Raw genomic sequence first — 11,287 nt, 5'->3', positions numbered from 1 at the left:
GCCAGGCACCGCTTGCGGTCGTCCGGGAAGTGGTAGTTGTCCGCGCGTGCCCGCCGGTCGGGCGGGGGGGCCCCCCCGCCGCGGGGCGGGCCCGGGGGGGGGGGCCCCGGGGCGGAGTCCCCGGGCCCCGGGCCCCCCCCGGTGCAGGCGGTGGAGCCTCACTCCTCGCCGCAGACCCGCAGCCCCTTCGGGGTCGCGCACGGCAGGTGGCCGTGGATCTGGATGACGTCCTGGCCGCGGCCCCGGCTCAGATAGCCGAGGAAGCTGGAGGCCAGCGAGTCGGCGGGCGGGCGGCCGTAGGTGTAGGCGTACTCGATCTCCCGGTACGGGTAGGAGCCGGTGCCGATCGTGTCCACGGACGGGGTGGCGCCGTCGATCGCGATCCGGTGCACTCCGCGCGGCTCACTGCCGGAGCGCAGTTCGCTGTAGCCGAGGGCGCCGTCCAGCCGGGCGACGGTGGCCAGGACCTGCTCGGTGCTGTCGAGTTCGCAGCGTACGACCGGGGCCCTCGGATCGTCCTTGGTGGCGCAGTCGCGGGAGGACTGGGCGGGCTCGTTGCGGTCCAGGACCCGTCGCTGGAACACCTCCCGGGTGCCGGAGTTGGCGTCCCGGCTGACGAGGAGGATCTCCAGATCGGGGCCGCCCAGCTCGCGCCAGTTGCGGACCTCGCCCGCGTAGACGCGGCGGATGTCGTCGAGGGCGAGGTCGCGCACCGGCACCCGGTCGTTCACGACGAGGGAGAACAGCGACACGGCGACGCGGGTCTCACGCAGCTCCGGGTGGCCCGGCGGTTTCGGACCGTCCGAGAGGGCCACCAGCGCGGGCGAACCGGATCTCCCGGCGCGCGCGCCCTCGTCCGCCAGTTCGCGGATGCCGGAGTTGCTGCCCCGCGGGTCCACCTCGACGCGGGAGCCCTCGCACTGCTTCATGTACGTCGTGGCCAGCTCCCGGACGACGGGGGCGAAGGCGGTCGACCCGGTCACCCGGAGGTCGCCCCGGGCGCAGTCGAGCGGCGGCGGGGAGTCGTCCCGGACCAGGATGATCGTGGCGAGGACGACCACGCAGACGGTCAGCGTCACGGTGATCAGACGGGCGGCCCGGCCGAACAGCGGCGGCTTGTCGTCGGGGCGGGCGGCGCGGTTGACCGTCACCTCGCCGTCCCGGATGCCACCGGTGATCCGGATCGGGCTGCCGACGTCCGCGCCCGTCAGCAGCACGAGCAACTTGTAGTGCTCGCCCCGGTTCAGCGGGACGCGGGGGAGCCGGATGAGCGATCCGGTGTGCCGCATGCCGGCGGCCGGGGTGAAATGCTCCATGAGGTGCACCGCGCCGGGCGGCTGGGTCACCGCGATGCCGCGTACGGTTCGGCCGGTGAACTCAGCGGTCAGGCCGTGCAGTTCGCGCCCCGTGTAGTCGCTGTCGGCGATGGACGACGAGCCGTCGTTCTCGATGCGCAGGAGGACCAGCGTGGCGTCCGACATGTCGGGGGTCTCGCTGAACAGGCCGAGCCGTACGTTGGCCCGGCCCTGGCTCACGTCGCTGCCTATCGGGGTGTCCATCTGGACGCGGTAGCCGATGCGTTTGCGGCGCGGGACCCGGCGCTCGTACCAGAGCACGCCGATCGAGGCCAGGACGCCCAGGACGGCGGTGAGTACGGCCACGACGTTCTCGGCGCTGAACCACTCCACGGCTGCCCCCCGGTCGTCCGCGCCCGCGCGTCCGGTCCCCGTGCCGGCGCGTCGGTGCGAGTCACCGTAGGCGGGCAGGAGGAGGAGCGGGAGGGGCCGAAGGAGAGTGTCGGCCGTTGTTCTCCCGCTGTTCGCCCGACGGCCGACGGCCGACGGCCGACGGCCGACGGCCGACTGCCGCGGGGCCGCGCGGGTGGAGCGGTACGAGCGCGTCACCGGCATCGCCGGAGTGGCCCCGGGTCCGGGCTCACCTGCTGATCCCGAACCGTCCGCATGCTGGGCGGGCCGGAAGATTTTACTTTCGGGGCCGGCCTCGTTCGCGGGGGATCCGGATGGACTCCTTCCGGAATCGGGGCTGTTGGGAGCGCTCTTGACGCGATCGCCCCGGGTCGCCGCGGCCGGGGGTGGCGGAATCCGCGCGCTTTTCGAGCATGGTCTAGACCTTGACAGGTCCAGACCATGCTCGCTTGAGTGTCGGGCACCCCCCACAGCGGCGCACGGCCGGACGGCGCGCCGCGTCCCAAGGAGTGTGATCACGTGATGCGACGTGTCATGGCCCTGCTGGTCGCGCTAGGCGCGATCGTCGCGGGTCTCGTCGTCCTCCCCGCCGCGACCGCGCAGGCCGCCACGTGTGCCGCGGCCTGGAACTCCTCCTCCGTCTACACCGGAGGTGGTACCGCCTCCCACAACGGCCGCAACTACACCGCCAAGTGGTGGACCCAGAACGAGAAGCCGGGTTCCTCCGACGTCTGGGCCGACAACGGAGCCTGCGGCGGCGGCGGTGAGGAGCCCGGTCAGAACAACGGCTTCGTCGTCAGCGAGGCCCAGTTCAACCAGATGTTCCCGAACCGGAACCCCTTCTACACCTACCAGGGCCTGACCGACGCCCTGTCCGCCTACCCGGCCTTCGCCAACACCGGCAGCGACGAGATCAAGAAGCGCGAGGCCGCCGCCTTCCTCGCCAACGTCAGCCACGAGACCGGCGGACTGGTGTACATCAAGGAAGTCAACGAGGCGAACTACCCGCACTACTGCGACGCGAGCCAGCCCTACGGCTGCCCGGCCGGCCAGTCCGCGTACTACGGCAAGGGCCCCATCCAGCTGAGCTGGAACTTCAACTACAAGGCCGCCGGTGACGCGCTCGGCATCGACCTGCTGAACAACCCCTACCTGGTCGAGCAGAACGCCGCCATCGCCTGGAAGACCGGCCTCTGGTACTGGAACACCCAGAGCGGCCCCGGCACCATGACCGGCCACAACGCCATCGTGAACAACGCCGGCTTCGGCGAGACCATCCGGTCCATCAACGGCGCGATCGAGTGCAACGGCGGCAACCCGGCCCAGGTCCAGAGCCGGATCGACAAGTTCACCGCCTTCACCCAGGTTCTCGGCACCACCACCGGCTCGAACCTGAGCTGCTGACCCCCGGTCCTCACGAGGACCTGCGAGCCCCACCCGAGCGGGGGGTGCGTCCGGCGGAAGCCGGAGCGCACCCCCCGCTTCGGCGTCCGGGGCTCCGGGTCGGCAGGATGGACGGCCGGGCCCTCCCGCCCAGCGCCAGCCCTGTGACGCGGGCCACGGGAACCGGCCCGGGGGTGCGGAGAGGTACAGGGCGTGGAACACATCGAAGCGCGCGAGCGCATCCGGGCCGGTGACCGGGCGGCCTTCGCGGACCTCTACGACCGGTACGCGGCCACCGTCCACCGGCACGCCGCCCGGCTCACCGGGGACCTCTCGACCGCCGAGGACGTGATGTCGGAGACCTTCCTCAGCGCCTGGCGCACCCGGGAACAGGTCGATCCGGAGGGCGGTTCGCTGGGGCCCTGGCTCCTCGGCATCGCCACCAACAAGGCGCGCAACCACCGGCGTGGCGTCGGCCGCAGGCTCGCGTTCCTGGCCCGGCAGCCGAAGCCGAAGGAGACCGAGGACTTCGCCGAGGCCTCGGCCGAACGGCTGGACCACCGGCGGGAGCTGGCGGCCGTACGCGCGGTGCTCGACCGGCTCCGGCAGCCCGAGCGGGAGGTCCTGGCGCTCTGCGTCTGGGCCGGGCTCGACTACGCGCAGACCGCGGACGCGCTCGGCGTGCCCGTGGGCACCGTACGCTCCCGGCTCTCCCGCGCCCGGAAGCGGCTGCGCGCCCTGGCGGACGAGCGCCTGGCGGAGGAACGACGGGGCAGCGACACCGGCCGGGAACCCGGCAAGGGCCGCGGAGAGGTAGGAGGCAGGGCGGCAGCCGTCGCCCTGCCGAGCGAGAGGGGATCGCGATGACGGGCACCGACAACGGCCGCGAAGCGTACGCGGCCGAACGCGCCGAACTGGCGCGGCTGCTGCCGCCGGCCCCCGGGACCGACCTCCCGCCGGGCCGTCACGAGCACCACAGGGAACGCCTGATGAACCTGATCGACGACGACACCGCCCGAACCCGGGAGCGGGCTGGGAGCCCCGCCCGGCCGCGCCTGCTGCGGCTCTCCTTCCTGGCGCCCGTCACCGCGCTGGCCCTGGCCGGGGCACTGGTCGTGGGCTACTCCGCGCAGAGCGGCGCCCCACAAGACGCCGGGGACGCCCGGTCGGTGTCCCAGGTGCTCCACCGCATCTCGGACGCCGCGGGGAAGGGCGAGGCCCTGCCGGTCCGCGACGACCAGTTCGGCTACGTGCGCGGCACGGGCCGGGACGTCGACCTGACGAGCGGCACGCTGGTGGTCGGCCCGCTGAAGGAGTCGGAGTCCTGGCTCTCGCAGAGGCCCGGCCCGCAGAAGAAGCTCGGCCTGTCCCGCACGGACGGGGAGACCCTGCCCATCAACGCCGAGCTGGGCGACAGCGAGGGCACCCGGCCGGGCCTCTCCCGGCCCACCTACCGCTGGCTGGCCACCCTGCCGACCGATCCGCGGCAGCTGCTGGACTATCTCACCGAGCTGACCCCGAAGTTCGAGGAGGAGGACCACGACCACGCCGTCTTCGTGTCGATCGGGGGCCTGATCGGCGACCCGCTCCTCCCGCCCGACACCGCCGCCGCGCTCTTCGAGGCCGTCGCCCTCATCCCCGGCGTCACCGAGGCGCCCGACGCGGTGGACGCGCTGGGCCGCAAGGGCGTGGGCATCGCCCGCGAGGACGCCCGGTCCGCCACGCACACGGAGTGGGTCTTCGACCGGGACGGGCTGACCTACCTGGGCTCGCGCGCCTATCTGACCAGGGACACCGCGTACGGGAAGAAAGGCGACCTGCTCGGTGACAGTGCCGTGATCGAGACGGCGGTGGTCGACGAGGCGGGTGTCCGGCCGAAGGGCTGACACCCGCGAGGCGGGCACGGACGGGGGCGGTGGGACGGGCGGGGCGGCCCCGGGGCATCACGCCAACTGCGGCTTCACCGACATCAGCAGATGCCGGTGGGTGCCCGTGCCCGCCCCTCCCGTGCCCGCCCCCGCCGTGACCGTCTCCTCAGGGCCCGCCGCGTCCGTGATCATCGCGCGCTGCCCGGCCCCGAGCAGCAGGAGCCGCAGGGACGGCGCCGCGAAGGAGGCCAGGGCATCCGCCAGATACCCGGGGTTGAAGGCCACCGTCAGCTCCTCGGCCCCCGCCAGATCGGCCGGCAGCCGCTGGGACGCCACATCGTCCTCGTAACCCGCCCGGAGGGTCACGGAGGCGTCGGCGCGCGAGAAGGTCATCTGCACCGGGCTGTCCCCGTCGGCGACGACGGAGACCCGCTTGACGGCCTCCGTCAGCCGGGCCCGGTCCACCACCGCGACGGCCGGGTCCTCCATCGCGAACAGCTTCTCGTGGCGCGGCAGCCGGCCCTCCAGGAGCCGGACGGTGGTCCGCCTCCCCGCGTGCTCGAAGCCCGCCGAACCGGCGTCCAGGGCGACGCTCACCAGCCCGGAGCGGCTCAGCGAGCGGGCGATTTCGGTGAGCCGGCGGGCGGAGACGATGACGTCGGCGCTCTCGCCGGCGGAGGTCGCCTTCCACGGGAGGGTCCGGACGGCGAAGCGATACCGGTCGGTCGCGGCGAGTGTCATCGTGTCGCCGTCGAGCCCCAGCCGGATGCCGGTGAGCACGGGCAGCGTGTCGTCGCGCCCCGCGGCCACCGCCACATCGGCCACCGCCGCCGCGAACAGCTCCGCGTCCACCGCGCCCCGCACCCGCGGGAGCGGGGGCAGCGCCGGGTAGTCGTCCAGCGGCAGGACGGAGAGGCCGAACCGGGCCCCGTCGCCCGACACCGTGAACCGCGAGCCCTCCACCGCGCACTCCACGGGGCCCTCGGGCAGCACCTTGCAGATGTCGAGCAGCCGCCGCCCCATGACGAGCACCTTCCCCGGCCGCAGGACCTCGGCCTCCACGTCGACGCGTGCGGACGCCTCGTAGTCGAGCCCGGAGATCCGCAGCCGCCCGCCCCCGTCCGCGGCTTCGGTGTCCAGCAGCAGCCCGCCCAGGACGGGGACGGGCGAGCGCACGGGCAGCACGCGGGCCGCCCAGGACACGGCCTCGGTCAGCGCACTGCGCTCGATGCGGAACTCCATGGGGCGCCTTTCCTCGGACGTCGGCAACCGGAAGTCGGCTCCCGCGTACGACGTTAGAAGGCACCACTGACAATCGCGTGGGTGGAACCGACGACAGCGACCACCCCCGTGAGCCGCTGCCGCCGCGTTCCCCGTGTTCCGGCGTTTCCCCCGTCTCCCCCGACGTGCCGGAACACGTTCGGACGATAGAACGAGGGGTAGGGAGACGGGAGGTTCAATGCGCCCAGTGGGGCGGCCGCGGGGGTATCGGTCCGCACAGTCGGGCGGGCCGGGGCCACCGGTGCTGCGACCCGGTCCTGGGCGGGTACGGCGGGAACGGGGGACGGATGCGAGTACGGGAGCGTGCGGACGATCTTCTGCGGATGCACCGGCTGGCCCGCACCGGCGGAACGGCCGAGCTGCTGCGCTGGCTGGCCGGGCGGGCCGAGGGGTGGGCCGGGCTCGTCGGGCCGGACGGGACGGTGCTGCACGCGGCGGCGGCCCGGACGGCGGGGGCGAAGGTTCCCGACGTCGCGGGGCTGGTCGCCGAGGGCGCGAGCGCCCTCACCGAACGCGGGGCGCAGGCGTATTCCCTGGACACCGGGGCGCACACGGCCCTGCTGTTCCCCCTGAGCGCGGGCGACCACACGGCCCCCGTGCTGGCCGTCGTCACCCCTCGGCCCGTGGCCGCCGGGCTCGCCACGCTGCTGGCCGACGTGGTCCTGCCGCTGTCCCTGTGCCGGCAGGCCGAGACGCTGGAGCGCAAGCGCCGCCGGGTGGACCTCGCCGAGTCCCGGGGCCGCGAGGCGGTGCTGCACCTGCTGATGACGGGCCAGCTCTCCGTCGCCCAGCAGGTCGCCGGCGCGCTGCGGCCCCGGCTGCCCGATCCGGTACGGGTGTGCGTCGTGGAGTGCTCCGGCGACGGGCGCGACGAGGTGGCCCGGGTCTGCGCGGACGCGGACGGCGGCCGCTCCTGGATCGTGCGGTGTCCCGTCTACGCCCGCCACCTCATCCTGGTGATGCCCGCGAAGGAGCCGGAGCCGGGCGCCGTCACGACCGACGCGACCGTCGCCGCCCGGGTGGGCGACTGTGTGGTGGGCGTCAGCGAGCCCGTGCCGCTCGCCGACACCGCGACCGGCTACCGCCAGGCCTTCCACGCCCTCGCCGTCGCCCGCGAACTGCCCGCCCGGCACGCCCGGTTCGGGGTGTCGCCGGACTCCGCGCTCGTCGTCGGACCGGCCGGCCGCCGGTGGGCGAACGCGCTGCTGACCCCGCTCCTGACCCATGTGCCGCGCCGCCCGCAGGACCCCGGGAGCCAGGAGCTGCTGGCCACGGCCGCCTCCTGGCTGGCGTTCTCGTCGCACGCGACCGACCACCTCAAGGTCCACCGCAACACCCTCGCCGCCCGGCTGCGGCTCATCGGCGAGCTGCTCGGCCTCGACCTGCACCGGCTGGCCGACCAGTCCGCCCTGGACCTGGCGCTGCGCGTCCGCGCCACCCCCGCCCCGGCGTGCACTCCGGAGTCCGTCCCGGACGACCCCGCCGGACCCGGTACGGGAAAGGCGGCGCAGGGGCTCGACGAGATCCTGCGCCGCCCCGCCGTGCAGGAGTGGGCCGACCGGCAACTGGCCCCGGTCCACGCCGCCGAGGAGACCCTGCGCACCTGGCTCCGGTGCGAGGGCCGCCTCGGACCGGCCGCCGCCGAGCTGGGCATCTCCGTGCCCGGGGCCCGCAAGCGCCTCACCCGGCTCGAAACGGTGCTCCAGCGCTCGCTGTTGCGGCCCCCGAGCGCCCGTTACGACCTGTGGCTGGCGCTGCGGGCCAGGGACCTTTCGGCGAGCGCCTAGGGCGGGTCGGTTGGATCAGGTCGGGCTCGCGGGCCCCGGCACGCGCTCCCCCGAGCTCTCGGCTCCGTTCGAGCGGGGAGGGCGCCCTCCGGCGTTGTCGTCCATCACTCACTTCCGTACAGTGCGTCGATCTCCCGCGCGTAGCGGGCGAGGACGGCGGGGCGGCGGACCTTGAGGCTCGGGGTGAGCAGGCCGCCCGTCACGTCGAAGTCCTCGTCGAGCAGGGCGAAGGCGCGGATCCTGGCCGGCCGGGAGAGCTGGGCGTTCGCCGTGTCGACCGCTTCCTGGACCAGCTTCCGCACCCGCTCGTCCCGGGCCGGACGCGGGTCGAGCCGGACGCCCTCCCGCTCCGCCCAGCCGCGCAGTTCGTCGGTGTCGAGCGTGATCAGGGCGACCGGGTGCGGACGCCGGTCGCCGACCATCACCGCGCGCGAGACGAACCGGGACCGCTGGAGGGCGAACTCGGTGAGCGTGGGCGTGAGGTTCTTGCCGCCGGAGGTGATGATCAGGTCCTTGCGGCGGCCGGTGATGAAGAGATAGCCGTCCTCGTCGAGGTGCCCGAGGTCCCCGGTGCGCAGCCAGCCGTCGGCGTCCAGCACGGCCGAGGTGGCCGCCGGGTCGCCGTGGTAGCCGTCGAAGACGTGCGGGCCGCGGGTGAGGACCTCGCCCTCGGCGCCCGGACCGACGCCGCCGCCCGCTCCGTCCCCGCTCGCGTCGTGCCCCGGGCTGTCGATCCGGACCTCGCAGCCGGGCATCGGGCGGCCCACGGAGCCGTAGCGGAGAGCGGCCGGGTGGTTGAGGGAGATCACCCCGCCGGACTCGGTCATCCCGTACCCCTCGAAGATCGCGATGCCGCAGGCGCGCAGGAAGTCCAGCGTCGCGGGCGCGATCGGCGCCGCCCCGGTCAGCGCCCACTTCAGTCGTCCCCCGAACGCGCCCCGCACCAGGGAGAACAGCCGCTCGTCGGCTTCCCGCCAGGCCCGCGCCAGCTCCGCGTCCGGCTCCTCGCCGCGCTCACGCAGCTCCGCGACCGCGACCCCGGTCCGTACCGCCTCCTCGAAGCGTTCCCGGCCCCCCTCCTGGCCCTCCGCGAGGGACAGGACCACGGAGTGCACCTTCTCGAACAGCCGGGGCACGGACGGCAGATGGGTGGGACGGGCCTCGGCGAGTTCCCCGACCACGTCCTCGATCCGGCCGCCGAAGTAGATCAGCGTCGTGCCCTGGAGCAGCGTCTTGAACGCGACGAGCTGCGCCATGGTGTGGGCGAGGGGCAGGTAGAGGTACGTGCTGTCGCCCTCCTCGGAGGGGATGAGGTCGAGGGTGCCGTCGCGGACGCCGGCGATGTTGCCGTGCGTGACCCGGCAGCCCTTGGGCGGGCCGGTGGTGCCGGAGGTGTAGACGATGGTCGCGAGGTCGTCGGCGCTCCGGGCGGCGATCCGCGCGTCGAGGTCGTCGAGCGGGTCGGAGCTGCCGGGTGTGCTGTGGACGTCGAGCGCGGATTCGGCGTCCGGCCCGGGGAGTTCGAGCAGGGCGAGGCTCTCCTGCGTGGCCCCGGACATCAGCACGACGGCCCGGACCCCGGGAAGCCGGTCGCGCAGCCGCTCTACCTTCTTGCCCTGTACGGCGTCCTCGCAGATCACCACGGTGGCGCCGGAGTCGCCCAGGACCCACACCACCTCCTCGTCCCCCGCCGTCGGGTACACGGGCACCATCACCGCGCCCGCCGTGAGGACGCCGAGGTGGGCGTACGTCCACTCCGGCCGGGTCTCCGCGAGGATCGCCACCCGGTCGCCCGGCGCGACCCCCAGGCCCATCAGCCCGCGCGCCACGGTCCGGACCAGGGTGCGCAGTTGTCCGTACGAGACCTCCTGCCATCCCTTCGGATCGTCGGGGGAGCGGAAGCGCAGGGCGGGCCGGCCGCCGTAGCGCGCGCCCGCCCAGTCCGCGAGCGCGGCGAGCGTGGGCGGCGGGACGGCGGTCCCGGGGGAAGCGGAGGGGTACGGGGACGAGAGGGCGTCGGGCTCGGGCATCGGGAGCCTCCAGGGTCACGGTACGTCCGACGCTAGGGACGGGGACGGCGTCCTGGGGATGACAGGACACGTCAGCACCGCTGACCCTGGCGCTCAGGCCCGCTACCGTCAGGACCATGGCCAGGCGGACGATCACCGTGCACCAGGTTCGGGCGCTGCTGAGCGGGGTGCGGCGCGGCGGGGTGGACATCGTGCCCCTGCTCCAGACCGCCCAGATACCGCCGCTGCTGCTCGGCGACGCACGCGCACGGGTCACCACCGCCCAGTTCATCCGCCTCTTCCACGCGCTGTACGCGCTGACCGACGACGAGTTCCTGGGGCTCGGGCCGCAGCCGAGCCGGCCCGGCACCTTCGCGATGATGTGCCAGGCCTCGCTGCACTGCCGGGACCTCGGGGCGGCGATGGAGCGAGGGGTCCGCTTCTACGGCCTGTTCCCGGGCGGCCCGGACCTGCTGCTGGAACGGGGCGGTCCGGAGAGGGGAGCACACCGGGCGGGCGAGGAAGCCGCGTTCATCGTCCGCAACGACTTCACCGCCGAGGAGGAGAGGTTCCTCGCGGAGTGCCTGGTCATCATCTGGCACCGGCTGTGCAGTTGGCTGATCGGCCGCCGGATCGCCCTGCGCTGGGCCACCTTCGCCTTCCCGCCGCCGCCGTACGCGGACGAGTACCAGCAGCTGTTCGGGTGCCCCGTGCGCTTCGGGGCCGAGCGCACCGGGGCCGGGTTCGCCGCCCACCACCTGGGCGCGCCGCTGGTGCGGGACGAGGCCGACCTCGCGCTGATGCTGCGGCGGGCCCCCTTCGAGCTGCTGAGCCGCCGGGCGTACGGGACGACGGTCGCCGAGCAGGTGCGGCGGGCGCTGGTCCGGGCGCTCGGGGACTCGCCCCGGCTGCCCGAACTGGGGGAGACGGCAGCCCGGTTGGCAGTCAGCCCGGCCACGCTGCGCCGCCGCCTCGCCGCCGACGGGACCTCGTACAAGGAGCTGAAGGACACCGTGCGCCGGGATGCGGCCATCGTCGGTCTGGCCGAGGGCGACGAGCCGATCGCGGAGCTGGCGGCGCGGCTCGGGTTCTCCGAGGACACCGCCTTCCACCGGGCCTTCCGCCGCTGGACCGGCACCACGCCGGGGGCCTACCGGCTGCTGACGCACGAACCGGGGACGCGGAAAGCGCCGACGCTTCATGAGACACGGAGTCAGCAAAGCTGAGCTTCCCGGTCAGCGCCGGACCTACTC

At 74.1% G+C, this 11,287-nt stretch carries 8 protein-coding genes; 5 read left to right on the top strand and 3 right to left on the bottom strand.

What is annotated here, in order from left to right; translation table 11 throughout:
* Positions 1-158: 158 nt before the first annotated feature.
* Complete coding sequence (locus ACFWRV_RS06530) at positions 159-1,688, bottom strand: substrate-binding domain-containing protein (RefSeq protein ID WP_384329103.1); 1,530 nt, start codon at positions 1,686-1,688, stop codon at positions 159-161.
* A gap of 537 nt (positions 1,689-2,225) precedes the next feature.
* On the opposite strand from ACFWRV_RS06530, the gene ACFWRV_RS06525 reads away from it, so the two are divergent.
* The 3 genes from ACFWRV_RS06525 (at position 2,226) to ACFWRV_RS06515 (ending at position 4,975) form a co-directional block, all read left to right on the top strand.
* The gene (locus ACFWRV_RS06525; RefSeq protein WP_384329100.1) at positions 2,226-3,110 is read left to right on the top strand and encodes a glycoside hydrolase family 19 protein; all 885 of its coding nucleotides are present in this window, start codon (positions 2,226-2,228) and stop codon (positions 3,108-3,110) included.
* A 192-nt stretch (positions 3,111-3,302) separates the two neighbouring features.
* Positions 3,303-3,956: an RNA polymerase sigma factor gene (locus tag ACFWRV_RS06520; protein ID WP_384329097.1), complete on the top strand. Its 654-nt coding sequence runs from the start codon at positions 3,303-3,305 to the stop codon at positions 3,954-3,956.
* Entirely contained in the window at positions 3,953-4,975 is a 1,023-nt protein-coding gene (locus ACFWRV_RS06515; protein ID WP_384329094.1) for a CU044_5270 family protein, read from the top strand. Before ACFWRV_RS06520 ends, ACFWRV_RS06515 begins: the two co-directional genes overlap by 4 nt.
* A gap of 57 nt (positions 4,976-5,032) precedes the next feature.
* Here ACFWRV_RS06515 and dnaN read toward each other — a convergent pair whose 3' ends face one another.
* Positions 5,033-6,199 carry a DNA polymerase III subunit beta gene (gene dnaN / locus ACFWRV_RS06510; RefSeq protein ID WP_384329091.1) on the bottom strand — a complete coding sequence of 389 codons (1,167 nt, stop codon included), beginning with the start codon at positions 6,197-6,199 and terminating at the stop codon, positions 5,033-5,035.
* A gap of 362 nt (positions 6,200-6,561) precedes the next feature.
* Between dnaN and ACFWRV_RS06505 the strand changes: the two genes are divergently transcribed.
* Positions 6,562-8,025 (top strand): helix-turn-helix domain-containing protein, encoded by a 1,464-nt coding sequence (locus ACFWRV_RS06505; RefSeq protein WP_384329190.1) that lies wholly within the window; start codon positions 6,562-6,564, stop codon positions 8,023-8,025.
* A gap of 104 nt (positions 8,026-8,129) precedes the next feature.
* Here ACFWRV_RS06505 and ACFWRV_RS06500 read toward each other — a convergent pair whose 3' ends face one another.
* Positions 8,130-10,055: an AMP-dependent synthetase/ligase gene (locus ACFWRV_RS06500; protein ID WP_384329088.1), complete on the bottom strand. Its 1,926-nt coding sequence runs from the start codon at positions 10,053-10,055 to the stop codon at positions 8,130-8,132.
* A gap of 116 nt (positions 10,056-10,171) precedes the next feature.
* On the opposite strand from ACFWRV_RS06500, the gene ACFWRV_RS06495 reads away from it, so the two are divergent.
* Positions 10,172-11,260: an AraC family transcriptional regulator gene (locus tag ACFWRV_RS06495; protein WP_384329085.1), complete on the top strand. Its 1,089-nt coding sequence runs from the start codon at positions 10,172-10,174 to the stop codon at positions 11,258-11,260.
* The last annotated feature ends 27 nt before the right edge of the window (positions 11,261-11,287 follow it).

This window comes from Streptomyces sp. NPDC058576 (assembly GCF_042718715.1).
Taxonomy (GTDB): Bacteria; Actinomycetota; Actinomycetes; order Streptomycetales; family Streptomycetaceae; genus Streptomyces.
This window is presented reverse-complemented; position numbering and strand designations above follow the sequence as displayed.

Excerpts from the sequence above, each read along its gene's own strand:
- ACFWRV_RS06515 (WP_384329094.1), top strand. The coding sequence starts at position 3,953 with ATGACGGGCACCGACAACGGCCGCGAAGCGTACGCGGCCGAACGCGCC.
- dnaN (WP_384329091.1), bottom strand. The coding sequence starts at position 6,199 with ATGGAGTTCCGCATCGAGCGCAGTGCGCTGACCGAGGCCGTGTCCTGG.
- ACFWRV_RS06505 (WP_384329190.1), top strand. The coding sequence starts at position 6,562 with ATGCACCGGCTGGCCCGCACCGGCGGAACGGCCGAGCTGCTGCGCTGG.
- ACFWRV_RS06500 (WP_384329088.1), bottom strand. The coding sequence starts at position 10,055 with ATGCCCGAGCCCGACGCCCTCTCGTCCCCGTACCCCTCCGCTTCCCCC.
- ACFWRV_RS06495 (WP_384329085.1), top strand. The coding sequence starts at position 10,172 with ATGGCCAGGCGGACGATCACCGTGCACCAGGTTCGGGCGCTGCTGAGC.